Origin of the sequence: Streptomyces sp. NPDC048436 (assembly GCF_043200355.1) — a bacterium.
GTDB lineage: Bacteria > Actinomycetota > Actinomycetes > Streptomycetales > Streptomycetaceae > Streptomyces.
In genome coordinates this window covers 108,483-120,771 of sequence record NZ_JBICXP010000005.1, presented here as the reverse complement: position 1 = coordinate 120,771, position 12,289 = coordinate 108,483, and the positions used below count along the sequence as shown (strand labels likewise).

Here is a 12,289-nt window from a genome sequence, read left to right as displayed (position 1 = left end):
AGCCGTGGGCGGTAAGGGAAAGAGCGACCTCGCGCTTCCACTGAGCGATCTCGAGGACTACGGAAGCCGGTTGCGGTCCGTCAAGGACCGGATGAACCGCACCAAGAAGACCTTCGAGTCCTACAAGGACGACATCGGCGACGGCGGCGTGTACGACGCGCTGGAGGACTTCGAGTCCAACTGGGAGGACGGCCGCGAGGACATCACCCAGCAGCTGACCGCGCTGGCCGACATGTCCGACGCCGTCGTCCGCGAGTTCAAGAAGCTGGACGACAAGCTCGCCAAGGATGTCTCCGAGGGCGTGAAGGACAAGGGCGGGAAGGGCAGCAAGGGCAAGGACGGCGGCGGCAAGGACTGATCCGGGCGGGCTCTCGCGTGCCCGCCCCGCGCCTCCCCTCCCCCACAACCCCCTTCCGTACCATGGCTCCCATCTATTCGGGGAGGACCCACCATGGACGAGCTGGCGCCGGATGACGCCCGCGAGATAGCCGGATACCGACTGCGCGCCCGCCTGGGCGAGGGGGGTATGGGCGTGGTCTATCTGTCGCACACGCGCGGCGGTCAGCCGGTGGCCCTGAAGGTCGTACGCCGGGAGTACGCGCAGGACCCCGAGTTCCGGCAGCGCTTCACCCAGGAAGTGACCGCCGCCCGCCGCGTCCAGGGGCCCTACACCGCCCCCGTCCTGGACAGCTTCACCGAGGGCCCCGAGCCCTGGCTCGCCGTGAGTTACGTCCCCGGGCCCGCCCTCTCCTCCGCCGTGTACGAGCACGGCGTGCTCCCCGTGCCGACCGTCCTGCAGCTCATCGCCGGCATCGCCGAGGCCCTGCAGACGATTCACACCGCCGGCGTCATCCACCGCGACCTCAAGCCCTCCAACGTCCTGCTGGCGGCCGACGGCCCCCGCGTCATCGACTTCGGCATCGCCCGCGCCGCCGACACCACCGCGCTGACCGGCACGGACGTACGTCTCGGCACCCCCGCCTACATGGCCCCCGAGCAGGCCATGGGCGGTGAAGTCACTCCGGCTCTCGACATCTTCGCGCTCGGCCTCGTGGCGTACTTCGCCGCGACCCGTCGGCACCCTTTCGGGGACGGCTCCTCGCACGCGCTGCTCTATCGCATCGTCTCCAACGAGCCCGACCTCTCCACCTGCCCCGAACAGTTGCGCGGCCTCATCGCCGCCTGCCTCGCCAAGGAGCCGTCAGCCAGGCCGACCCCGGCCCAGCTCGTCGAGGCGTGCGCTTCGCTCGCGGGGACGTCGGGGCTCGCCCGCCAGGAGGGCTGGTGGCTGCCGCCTGCCGTCGCACAGCAGATCGCGCGGCAGGAGCAGGAACAGACGATGCGGTTGCAGGCCCCGGGGGCGCCCGCCCCAGCCGCCTCGTCCGGCGTGCCCGGGGTGTTCGGAGCACCTGCCGCGTACGGAACCCCCGCCGCCCCACCTGTCCCTACGCAGCCCGCGCACTCCCCCGGCGCCGCGTACGCCGCGGCCGTTCCCACCCAGCCCGCGCAGACCCCCGGCCAGGCCTTCGCCTCCGCCGCACCGACGCGGCCCGCACAGACTCCGCACCATCAGCCCCAGCCCCAGCCCGCCAAACGGCGCCGGCCTTGGGTGCTTCCGGTGGTCGCCACTGTGGGCGTCCTCGCCGTCGGGGGCGGGTCCGTGGCCGCGTACAAGTTGATGGGTGAGGGCGACAAGGGCAGTAGCGCGAGCGGCAGTTCGGCGGGCGGGGGGTCGCAGGGCTCGAAGGTGGACGGGAAGCCCGGCGGCAGTGAGACGGACTCCGGGGCCGACAAGGCTCCTGCCGGGCCCAAGACCGAGCCGGGGTGGCAGGTCAGCGCGCAGAACAAGCCGCTGACCCTGCGGGCGCCCAAGTTCTACCCGAACTCCAAGGACGTAGGGCTCGATTCGATGTGTCGGCCCTCCGACGTCACCACGCTCGAGGTCAACGACCTGGAGGTCGAGACGAACAAGGAGTCCCTGTCGAGCGCCGGGCCGTACCTCACGTACACGGACTGCGCGGAACCCCTGAGCCGCAACGGCATCCGCCTCGCCGACAAGAGCGGCGGCTTCGGCACGATCACCGAAGAGCGTCCCACTCCCAGCGCGTGCCGGACGGCGGCGCGCGGGGCTGACCTGCCCAACCCCATCCCTCTGAGCAAGATCAGAAACGACGCGCTGGTCAAGAAGGACACCGGCATCTGCATCGAGTCGGGCGAAGGCGCCGTGACGCATCTGTGGATCACCAAGGTCAACGAGGAGCCGGAGAACGACAATCTCCGGACGTACGTGATGACGGCCACCCAGTGGAAGCCCGAGTGAAGCCGCATGGGGAGCGCGGTCAGCCGACTCAGCGGGCTCAGCCGACCGCGTTCTCCGCGACCGCGCGTCCCCGCACCGTCACATCGCCGCCGTAGAACATCCCGGTGAACACCGGGCTGTAGGTCATCTGGACCTCGACCTCGACCTGGTTCGCGTTCGCCGTCACGCAGTGCGTCGCCGCGATGTCCGCGCCGCGCATGCCTGCCGAGCGGGCGTACTGCTGTGCTCGCGCGCCGCAGTTCTCGTAGTTGATGGGCGCACCCTTGGCGCCTTCGTAGATGCCCTCGGTGTCGAGGTCCTGCGCGGCGTAGCGCGCGGCCTGCTCCGCGATGTCCGCGGCCCGCTCCCGCTTGGAGATGGACAGGCCGCCGTCGATGACGAAGGCCGAGAGCGTGAGGAAGACGAGGGCGAAGATGATGACGGCGCCCGCGCCCGAGCCACGGTCGTCAAGGCGTTCGCGGCGAGCGGCGGCCCATGCGCGTACACGAGGAGCGATGCTCACGCCGACCTCCGGTAGGGGTCCAGCGAAGAGCTGAAGCTAGCCTTCAGCGTCGTCTCCAAGTCGAGGCCGAGCATGGCCAAACCCCTTACCTCACAGCTCACTTCGACCGTGAAGAACGTGCCGGAGACGAAGCCGGCACTCGTCTGGCTGACACTGACCGGGCCCACGCATACGTCCTCGAGGTCGGCCTCCGCCGCCGCCCTCGCCTCGGCCATCGCCGTGCCCTGGTCCTTCTGGATCGAACCGGCACGCGCGGCGTCCCGCGCCGCGCCGTCAACGGCACCCCGGCCGTCGACAAGCTGGCCGAAGGCCACCAGAACCAGGATGAAGAGGATCATCACGGGCGCGAGGATGACCACCTCGATGGTCGAGAGCCCACGGTCCGAACAGCGGCCCGACTCGGGCGCCCCCGGGAGAAGGGCACGGACCCATACGTTCCTCATCAGCCGCCCTCGCCCTCCTCGACGAACCGCTCCACCGGTCCGGACGACTGTGCGCGCACCGTCATGTCAAGGCCGGGAAAGACGGACGGCACCTTCGCGGTGATCTCCACGCCGACCGTGTTCGCCTTCGGTTCGAGCGTCTTCACATCCGGGTTCAGCACCAACTGGGGGCCGAGTTGCTGGATGTAGTCGTCGACGACGTCACGCGCGTCGCCCCGCCATCCCGCGTTCTCGTCGGCCGTCGCGCGGGCCTTGCGCGCTCCCGCCTGGGCCGCGGCCTGGGCGACATGATCCGCGAAGAAGTACAGCGCGAACTGCACTGTCGCGAAGATCATGAAGAAGAGGACCGGAGTGAGCAGCACGAACTCGATCGCGGTCATGCCGGATTCACCGCGGGCGGAGGCTGCCTCCACCCTGCGGCGTACCCATCGCTTCACACACCCGCGCACTCGTATCCGCCTTCGCTCCCCGGTCAACGGCTGATCAGCAGGTGCCGTCCTGGTCGGCGCCCTCGATGCACTTCTTGACGTCCTCCGCGCCGCCCTTCAGAGCACCGTTGATGACGGCGGCGACCACGCCGACGATCGCCACGACGACCGCCGAGATGATGACCCACTCGACCGCGGACGCACCGCGGTCGAGCTCGCCGGAGCGGGCACGCTGCACGCGGCCCTTCAGGAAGGTGACCAGGAAGTCCACAGCCGGGTTACCGGTGTTGAAGTTCCGTCCGTTCATGGTGCGTTGTCCTCTCAGAAGTGGGGGGAGGTTGTCGGGCCGCCCCCGTTCGGCCGGCCCGTTTGTCGCCTCAAAGATCGCTAGACCTGGAACACACGCATCGCCGCGGGGAAGATGAGGAAGACCAGGAAGCCCGCACACAGCAGAAGCTGGGCGACGAGCATCGACTGGGACTTCTCGCCCGCGCTGCCCTCGATCTCGGCCATTTCGCGGTGGCGCATCGTCTCCGCGCGGGAGGCGAGCGACTCGCGCACCTTCGCGCCGTCGTCCGCCACAAGGGCGAGCGAGGCCGACAGGTCCTTGAGCTCTTCGATGCCCAGTTCCTCGCCGAGGGTGCCGAGCGCCTGCCACTGGCTGATACCGGTGATCCGGGCATCGGCCAGGGCGTTTCGGATACGTTTCGTCGCCCACCCGTCCGAGATCTCCGCCGCCGCCATCAAGGCTTCGGGGAGGCCTCGTCCGCCCGCCAGGCTCATCGAAACGAGGTCCAGGTACGCGCCGATGACGCGGCGCAGGTCGCGCCGCTTGTCGGCGGCGTCCCGGCGCACTTCGAGGTCGGGAAGGAAGAAGAAGATGACGCCGAACATCAACGCGAGCCATACGGGAATGATCGGGCTGCGACCGACCCCCAGCGTCCAGATGATGGCGAACATGAACGGCCCGAAGAAGACTCCCGCGGCCGCGAGCAGCGTCTTCGTCGCCAGGAACTTCTCCCAGCTGCGATCGAGCACCGCCAAGTCGGCCCGCAGGGAACGCTGTTCCCAGCCCTGCTGAAGATAGAAGTCGGCGACCCGCGCGCCCACCCGGGCGGACGTCGAGTCCAGGCGGCCGGAGACCTTCTTGACGTCACCGGACGGCGAACGGTGCGACTCGTACGCCGCCCCCCGCGCCCGCATCGCGTCGATCCGCGCGACCGTGGCGACCGCGCTCCGCTTGGACGGCATCAGGGCACGTACGAGGGCGTAGATGCCCAGGCCCATGATCGCGCCGATCACTATCGGCATCGTCAGGCTCATCGACGTACCCCCTCAGGATTCGAAGGATTCGAAGGATGCGAAGGGTTCGATGGGTTTGAAGGATTCGAAAAGCCCGGCTGCCCGTACGGGCCGCCCTGGCCCGTCAGCGGTGCCTGGTCGCCCCCGCCCGCAAGACCCGCGCCAGGCCCCCGGGGGCGCACGAACTGCACCCCGGGCTCGTCCCTGACCAGGAAGCGGTCGGGGGTTTCCACCGTGGAGAGCTTGCGCAGCCACCAGAAGCCGAGCGCGAACAGGCCGCAGACACAGGCGAGTACGAGCTGGCCCACCGCCGTGCCGTAGGGCTCGACGAAGTCGCGGTTGAAGATGGAGAGGCCGAGGACGAACGCGATCGACACCGCGACCACGATCTGCACCGAGCGCCGCGTCGACGCCCGCTGGGCCATCACGCGCTGGCGCATGTCGACCTCTTCGCGGGCCGACTTGGCGAGGGCGCCGAGGACCTGGCGCAGGCCGGGGCCGCGCAGCTTCGCGTTCAGGATCAGCGCCGCCACGATGATGTCGGCCGACGCGTCGTCGATCTCGTCGGCGAGGACCTGAAGGGCCTCGGGAAGCGGCGTACGCGCACGCAACCGGTCCACCAGGGCGTCCAGGTGGGGGCGGAGCACGGGAGCCGCCGCGCGTGCCGAAGCGGGGATGGCCTGCTCGAGGCCGACCGCGCCCGCGATGGTGTCGCGCAGGGACTCCGTCCAGGCGGCGAGCGCCTCGACGCGGCGCATCTGGCCGCGCTCCTCGGCCGCGCCGCCGAACAGCTTGTCCCAGAAGAAGACGAGGATGCCGGACGCGATGCCCGCCACCGCCCAGCGGGTCAGCAGCAGGACGACAAGACCTACGCCGATCGCGAGCGAGCCCCGCCGGCCCGCGAACCGGATGAGTTCGCTCATCCGCTCGCTGGCCCGCTGCTTCTCGTGCTCGGGTTTCACCGGCAGGCCGCGCAGCGCGATCGCGAGGACCGCGAGGCCACCGCCGACCGCGACGCCGCAGCCCAGTGCGTACAGGACGGGCAGCGAGAAAAGGCCGCCCATCGAGCCGAGTGAGTTCATGTCGTGCTCACCCCCATTGCCCGGCGGGGCGGTAGCCGAACTGGGCCAGGTCGTCCATGCAGGCTATCGGCGCGTGCGCGACGACCTGCCCGTTCGCGGCCTCCGCGAAGACCTCGCTGGACAGGACGCGGCCGTCGACGCCGTTGACCTCACGGACCGAGGTCACCATGCGCTGGAGCTTGCCGCCGGTCTGGTAGTTGTTGCGCCGCTGGATGAAGACGACGAAGTTGACGGCTCCGGCCACGAGCATCTGGCTCGCCTCGATGGGCAGCCGCTCGGTGGCCTGGAGGGCGTACGTCGAGATGCGGTTGAAGACCTCACTCGAACTGTTGGCGTGGATCGTGGACAGCGAGCCGTCGTTGCCCTGCGACATCGCGTTCAGCATCGTCACGATCTCATCGCCGAGTACCTCACCGACGATGACGCGGGAGGGGTTCATGCGGAGCGATCGGCGTACGAGTTCCGCCATCGAGATCGTGCCCTGGCCCTCGGAGTTGGGCAGCCGCTCCTCGAACGCCACGACGTTCGGGTGCAGGTCGGCGAACTGGTCGAGGCCGAGCTCCAGGGCCCGCTCGACGGTCACCAGGCGCTCGTGCGGCGGGATCTCGTTGGCGAGGGCGCGAAGCAACGTCGTCTTACCGGCGTTCGTCGCGCCCGCGATCATGATGTTCTTGCGGGCCCGCACCGCGCAGGCCATGAAGTGCGCGACCTCGGGGGTCACCGTGCCGTTGCCCACCAGGTCCGACATGAAGACCTTGCCCATGCGGGCACGTCGGATGGAGAGCGCGGGGCGCCGCGTGACGTCCATGACGGCCGACAGACGTGAGCCGTCGGGGAGCCGGAGGTCGAGCTGCGGGTTGGCGGAGTCGAAGGGGCGGGACGAGAGGCCGGAGTAGGCGCCGAGGATCTGGATGAGCTCGACGAGCTCCTCGTCGGTCTCGGCGACCGGATCGGCCTTGGCCTCGCGCCCGTCGGCGTATCCGACGAAGACCTGGTCGCACCCGTTGATGTCGATGTTCTCGACCTCGGGGTCGTCGAGCAGCGGCTGAAGCCGTCCGACGCCGAAGAGCGCCGCGTGCACGGCGGCCGCGTACTGCTCCTCGGTCTCGGCGTCCAGCGGGGTGCGCCCGGCGTTGATCTCTGTCCGGGCGTACTCCTCCAGGATCTGGGCGATGACGGCGCGGGCGTACTGCCGCTCGTCCTCGCCCGACATGGGGGTGACGCCGGAGACCTGGTCCAGACGGCGCTGCTCGGCGATGCGGTCACCGGCGTCCTGCCGGAACCGCTTGACGAGCTGGTGATCGACGGGTGCGCTCATCGGCCCGCCCCGTGCGTGCCCGCGGTTCCGTGCGTGCCGACGGTTCCGTGCGGGCCGGCGGTCCCGTGCGGGCCCGCGTTCGGGTTGGCCCAGGCGGCGCCGTACTGCTGGTACAGGTCGACGGTCACCTTGCGGGCCGAGCGGATCAGCATCGACTTGTCGAGCCGGCCGCGCTTGCGCCCGGCCAACTGCTCGGCGCCCGCCGGGTCATCGGCGAGCGTGCCGACGACGCGGGCGCCGGTCTGCCCGGCGACCAGCATGTCGTTGACCTGGTGGACGAGCTTGGCGGACGTCGAGGGGTCCGCGATCAGGAGTACGCCGATGAGCGGGGTCGCGAGCGAGGCCGCCCCGCGGGATCCGCCGTGCAGCTTGGCGGCGAGGGCGGCGGCACGGTCGCGCACGCGGGCGATGGCCTCGGGCTCGGTCCGCGAGACGAGCAGCACGAGGGCCGCCTGCGGGAAGAGCTCGACGGCAGGAGTGTCCCCGCTGACGCGGCCGCAGTCGGCGATGACGTCGGCGGGCGCGTGCGGGGAGTCGGCGAGCTGCGAGAAGGCGCGCCCGAGGGTCGGCCAGAGCCCGGCGAGCCCGGCGGCCTGCTCGGCGATGCCGAGCCCGACGAGCACCTCGAGTCCACCGGCCAACGGCTGGGTGTGGTCCCAGAGTTGGTCGGGTACGAGGCCACGGCGGGCCGTGGCCGCGATGCTGAGCATCCCGGTGTTGGGGTTGAGCGGTCCGCCGTGCGCCGCGGCACTGCGGTAGACGAGGTCGCCGCCCGCGGGGTCGGTCTCCGCGACGAGGACGCGCCGCGGCCAGACGGCTGCCAGCGCGACGGCCGCGGTGGTGACTCCGGGAGAACCCTTGTCGGCGGCGAGAGCAATGAGCGCCATGTCTCTTCTACTCGCCTCTAGTTGCCGTTGGGAGACACTTGGACGAGCGAGACGGCACCGGCGGACGCGGCCCGGGTGACGGCGGCGGCATCGGCGCTGTCCACCAGGAGCGTGACGCCGAGGGCGCCGGTGCTCACGGTGGCGTCGCTCTTGTCCGCGACGGAGTTGACGCGGGCGGCGGCGACGATGGGGCTGTCGCTCGCGCTCGACCCTGCGGAACCGCCGGTCCCCTTGTCGCTCGCGCCGGAGGCGCCGTCACCGACCTGGAAGACGTCCACGGTGTCGCCGGCCTTCAGGCCGCCCGCGGGGTACTGCCCCTCCTTGAGGGAGACACCGACCGCGGACTTGCCCGCGGGCAGGCCGCTCTTGCTGGAGAACATCTCGCCGACCGCGACGGCACCCTTGGGGATGGTGTTGGTGGCCTTCAGCTTCTTCAGCCCCGCGACCTGGTCCCACTTCACGTAGTGGATGCTCGGGTCCTCGGCGACCATGACGGAGGTGACGTTGCTGTCGTTCACCGACTCGCCCGCCGTGATCTCACTCGTCACCTTCACGACCTCGATCCGGTCCCCCGCGCGCAGCACGAGGACGGTCGCGCCGAGCGCGCCGATGAGGATGAGCAGAACGGCCAGGGCGGCGAGTGCCGGTTTGCGCTCGCGAGGCGGCGCGGGAAGGCGCTCACCGACCGCTGGCTGAACCGGCGTGGCGGCACGGTTGTTGCCCGCCCCCGTACGCTCTTGGATCTTCACGCAACTGCTCCCCGCACGCCCAAGAAGATTCGGTCATTTTCAGGACACTCGCGACTCTCTCGCCCGCCTCGGGCGGGCTATTCAGCCCCAGGCACAGTGTCAAGTCATCGCACCGTATCAGCAGCACATAAGCCCCTCAAGGCGCGCTGAGGCTGCTGCGGCCCGCACCCCTCATCGTTATCCACGCGCAATCCGCGCTCCATGGTTCCCACGCATTCCGGGATCGCGGGAGAGGTTCGAGATGTGCATACGCGAATAACTGCCCTTTGCGCAATGGGTGGGCGCGGGGCGCGGTGATGAGGAACACCAGTTGCCCCATCAGCCGCACGGATGACGCGGGGAGGGGCGGGGGCGGTTCCACGGGGCGGGGGCGGTTCCACCTACACCCCGATGAACCCCCATCCCCGCACCCCCGTCTCACACTCCGCCACGCCCTCAACACGGAAGAGAAATTCAACCCCCATGAGACTTTCCTCCTCCCCCTCCCCTTCCTCCTCGCGCACCGCGACACGTGCACGCAAGACCATGGCGGCAGCCGGCGTCTCCACTGCTGCACTCGCCATGCTGGCCACCAGCACACCCGCCGCGCACGCGATCATCGGCGGCACCGAAGTCTCCAACGACGCCTACCCGTTCATGGCCGCGGTCATGGACAAGGGCTCAGGCAGCCCGCTGGACCGCCAGTTCTGCGGCGGCAGCCTGGTCACGGCAGACACGATCATGACGGCGGCACACTGCCTGGTGGACGACGCGGGCAAGCCCGTGAAGCCGAAGAAGCTCCAGGTGGCGGTGGGCCGCACGGTGCTCTCCGCGTCCGGCCAGGGCCAGATACGCAACGTGGCGAGGGGCGGCGTGGTCGTGCACCCGCGCTACCTCAAGGGCCAGGAGGCGTACGACGTCGCGTTCATCCAACTCAGCAAGCCGGTAAGGGGCATCTCCCCCATCGCCCTCCCCACCCAGGGCACGGACGCCCTGATCCGCCCCGGCCAGAAGGCGACGGTCGCGGGCTGGGGAAACACGGACGCGGAACTCCCGAGCACCCCGGACCGCCTGCGCCAGGTGAAGGTCCCGATCCTCTCGCACGCGGAATGCGGGACGAGTTATGGGGAGTACAACGCAAAGGTCAACTTCTGCGCGGGCGTGGAAACGAAGGACTCCTGCCAGGGCGACAGCGGAGGCCCCATCTTCCGCACGGTCCCCGGCCGCAGGGCCCCGATCCAGATCGGCGTCGTCTCGTACGGGGAGGGCTGCGGGGCGCAGGGTGCGCCGGGTGTGTATACGTCGGTGAGCTCGTCGAAGCTGTGGAAGACGCTGGGTGAGTCCGCGGCGGGGAAGAGGGTGCAGCGGGGGATGAACCGGGGCTGATGCCTCAGGGCGCTCGGGACTCCGCGGCAGCCGTGGCGCACGCACCACCGCCGTCAGGCACCCAGGAACCCGAGCGCCACATCGGCAATGCCGCTCCCGTGCCCATCAGCTTCGCGCCGGTCAAGTAAAGGGGGCCTCTACTTTTCCGCCCGGCGGCGCCCCACAACCGGGTTACCGGCAAGCGCCTCGTCGACTTCGTGCTGGAAGTACTCGAAGTTGGAGAGAGCGAAAACCCCGCAAGGGTCGGCACGATCAGCGATACGGCGATCGTTCTCGTCGACGTAGTCCTTGTAGTACGCGTCATAGAAGCAGTGTTGCTTCAGGAGATCCTCCGCGGTCAGTTCCACATGCGTCACCGTTCGGAAATATCCCTTGGACCAGACCCAGCCCATGGTGAAGAAGGGCGGCATGAGCAGCCGGTCGGGCGTGAGCTGAGTCAGGTCAGGATTTTGATCGGCCGACGGAACATCGTAGATATACGCGAGGACACCACCGGGGAAACGCGCTTAAGGGGTGCTCTCCCCCACCTTGACGATTCGTCCGAAACGGTAGCTCTCGTCCTCCAGTTGAAGCACGAATACGTCGCCGGCCGCGTGCTGCCTGCGCTGACCCTTCATCTTCTTCAATGCCACTGGCTACATCCTTTTCGTTCATTCATGACGCCAGGGACGTCACGACATGAATATTCTGCCCCACCTCAGAGCTGCGTTAAAGTGCGACTTCTTCGGTGATATGGAGTTGATCTGTCCGATGGGTACACCATTCTTGATCCTGCTGAACCCTGATGCACGGACGTCGTGAATGAGGCCTTGCTCGATCGCCCTGGCCTGCCACTTCTTCAGGCCAGCAGCCCCAGGCACCTGAACGAGTTGAGCAATCCCATAGTTCTTGGCTATGTGTTGGGCCTCTCGACGGGCCAGATTGTTGGCTTCGATGGTTCCTCTCCAGAACAAGAGGCAGGACGCCGGGCAGAGAGACGTCAATGGCGGACATGACCATCTCGCCGGTGGATACGTCCACCGGATCTCCGCAGGTAAAGAGCTTCTTGATATTCCGGGCGCCCTGACGTGCGCCTTTCCCCAGCCCCTTGGCGCCGAGGGCCAGCCCCTTGAGGCCGCCCTTGAGACCCTTGAGCCCCTTGGCGAGGCCGCGGAGGCTGGTGAGTCCCTTCATGCCGGGGATGCAGTCCAGGGCGGCGAAGGCGACGTCGAGTAGGCCTGCTTCTCCCTTGGCGTATTTGTTGAGGGTGTCGGCCAGGACGATGAGGGCGGCGATGAGGACGATCGCGCCGAGGATGGGCCCGCCGATGATCATGGCGATGATGCCGAGGACGGCGACGACGACCTTGCAGACGGCGACGATGGTGTCCCAGTTGTCGGTGACCCAGTCCCCGACCTCCTCCCACCACTTACGGTTCTGAATACCCGCGTCGGAGGCTTCTTCGAGTTTCTTCTTGGCGGTGCCCGCGGCGTTCTCGCGCATTTTGCGGGCGTCCTCGGCCATCTTCTTCGCTGCGTCGAGGTTGCTCTGCGCGGCGGTGACGTCCGACTTGGCTGCCGTCTGGGCTTTCTCGGCGGAGTTGGCGTTGCGGGTGGCGGCCTTGACCTTGTCGGGGTCGGGCTTGGGGACGTCCTTGCCCGACTTGCTGCCGCCGTCGTCGTCCTTGTACTTGTCGGCTTCCTTGCCCGCCTTGTCCATCCAGGAGTCGGCGGAGGTCAGGCGGGACTGGGCGGCGCTGAGGCTGGTCTGCGCCTCACGGCCCTGCGCGAGGGCCTTGTCCGCGAGGGCTTGGGAGCGTTCGAGTTCGGGCCAGTACGAAGACAGGGCGTCGCCTGCCATCTCGTAGCTCTTCTTGAGCTTCTTCAACTTGCCCGGCGCGGACTCGAACTCCGA

At 68.8% G+C, this 12,289-nt stretch carries 14 protein-coding genes and 1 pseudogene; 3 read left to right on the top strand and 12 right to left on the bottom strand.

Annotated features, from left to right (window positions below; translation table 11 throughout):
- Positions 1–4: 4 nt before the first annotated feature.
- Together ACGFX9_RS19030 and ACGFX9_RS19025 are read left to right on the top strand one after the other, a co-directional pair.
- Positions 5–358 carry a hypothetical protein gene (locus tag ACGFX9_RS19030; protein WP_393472851.1) on the top strand — a complete coding sequence of 118 codons (354 nt, stop codon included), beginning with the start codon at positions 5–7 and terminating at the stop codon, positions 356–358.
- A gap of 93 nt (positions 359–451) precedes the next feature.
- The gene (locus ACGFX9_RS19025) at positions 452–2,320 is read left to right on the top strand and encodes a serine/threonine protein kinase (RefSeq protein ID WP_393472848.1); all 1,869 of its coding nucleotides are present in this window, start codon (positions 452–454) and stop codon (positions 2,318–2,320) included.
- Between the two features lie 37 nt (positions 2,321–2,357).
- On the opposite strand, the gene ACGFX9_RS19020 is transcribed toward ACGFX9_RS19025, so the two are convergent.
- From ACGFX9_RS19020 to ACGFX9_RS18980, 9 genes are all read right to left on the bottom strand, one after another.
- Positions 2,358–2,816, bottom strand: a complete 459-nt coding sequence (locus ACGFX9_RS19020) for a pilus assembly protein TadG-related protein (RefSeq protein ID WP_393473954.1) — start codon at positions 2,814–2,816, stop codon at positions 2,358–2,360.
- Positions 2,817–2,818: 2 nt separating this feature from the next.
- Entirely contained in the window at positions 2,819–3,265 is a 447-nt protein-coding gene (locus ACGFX9_RS19015; protein WP_393472845.1) for a TadE/TadG family type IV pilus assembly protein, read from the bottom strand.
- A complete protein-coding gene (locus ACGFX9_RS19010) occupies positions 3,265–3,645 on the bottom strand; it encodes a TadE family protein (protein ID WP_393472842.1) in 381 nt (126 codons plus the stop codon). Before ACGFX9_RS19010 ends, ACGFX9_RS19015 begins: the two co-directional genes overlap by 1 nt.
- A 103-nt stretch (positions 3,646–3,748) precedes the next feature.
- A complete protein-coding gene (locus ACGFX9_RS19005; RefSeq protein WP_393472839.1) occupies positions 3,749–4,000 on the bottom strand; it encodes a hypothetical protein in 252 nt (83 codons plus the stop codon).
- 80 nt (positions 4,001–4,080) lie between these two features.
- Positions 4,081–5,016, bottom strand: coding sequence for a type II secretion system F family protein (locus tag ACGFX9_RS19000; RefSeq protein ID WP_393472836.1), 936 nt, complete (start codon positions 5,014–5,016; stop codon positions 4,081–4,083).
- Positions 5,013–6,077 (bottom strand): type II secretion system F family protein, encoded by a 1,065-nt coding sequence (locus tag ACGFX9_RS18995; RefSeq protein WP_393472833.1) that lies wholly within the window; start codon positions 6,075–6,077, stop codon positions 5,013–5,015. The genes ACGFX9_RS19000 and ACGFX9_RS18995 overlap by 4 nt, the downstream gene beginning before the upstream one ends.
- 7 nt (positions 6,078–6,084) lie before the next feature.
- Positions 6,085–7,395 carry a CpaF family protein gene (locus ACGFX9_RS18990; protein ID WP_393472830.1) on the bottom strand — a complete coding sequence of 437 codons (1,311 nt, stop codon included), beginning with the start codon at positions 7,393–7,395 and terminating at the stop codon, positions 6,085–6,087.
- Complete coding sequence (locus ACGFX9_RS18985) at positions 7,392–8,282, bottom strand: hypothetical protein (protein WP_393472828.1); 891 nt, start codon at positions 8,280–8,282, stop codon at positions 7,392–7,394. Before ACGFX9_RS18985 ends, ACGFX9_RS18990 begins: the two co-directional genes overlap by 4 nt.
- Before the next feature lie 17 nt (positions 8,283–8,299).
- A complete protein-coding gene (locus tag ACGFX9_RS18980; protein ID WP_393472825.1) occupies positions 8,300–9,031 on the bottom strand; it encodes an RcpC/CpaB family pilus assembly protein in 732 nt (243 codons plus the stop codon).
- A gap of 462 nt (positions 9,032–9,493) precedes the next feature.
- Between ACGFX9_RS18980 and ACGFX9_RS18975 the strand changes: the two genes are divergently transcribed.
- Positions 9,494–10,396 carry a S1 family peptidase gene (locus ACGFX9_RS18975; protein WP_393472822.1) on the top strand — a complete coding sequence of 301 codons (903 nt, stop codon included), beginning with the start codon at positions 9,494–9,496 and terminating at the stop codon, positions 10,394–10,396.
- A gap of 137 nt (positions 10,397–10,533) precedes the next feature.
- Here ACGFX9_RS18975 and ACGFX9_RS18970 read toward each other — a convergent pair.
- The 3 genes and pseudogenes from ACGFX9_RS18970 to ACGFX9_RS18960 form a co-directional block, all read right to left on the bottom strand.
- Positions 10,534–10,878: pseudogene (locus tag ACGFX9_RS18970) on the bottom strand (Imm26 family immunity protein); the annotation flags it as partial.
- Positions 10,879–10,902: 24 nt separating this feature from the next.
- The gene (locus ACGFX9_RS18965; protein ID WP_393472819.1) at positions 10,903–11,028 is read right to left on the bottom strand and encodes a hypothetical protein; all 126 of its coding nucleotides are present in this window, start codon (positions 11,026–11,028) and stop codon (positions 10,903–10,905) included.
- A gap of 76 nt (positions 11,029–11,104) precedes the next feature.
- Positions 11,105–12,235: a DUF6531 domain-containing protein gene (locus ACGFX9_RS18960; protein WP_393472816.1), complete on the bottom strand. Its 1,131-nt coding sequence runs from the start codon at positions 12,233–12,235 to the stop codon at positions 11,105–11,107.
- Between the last annotated feature and the right edge of the window lie 54 nt (positions 12,236–12,289).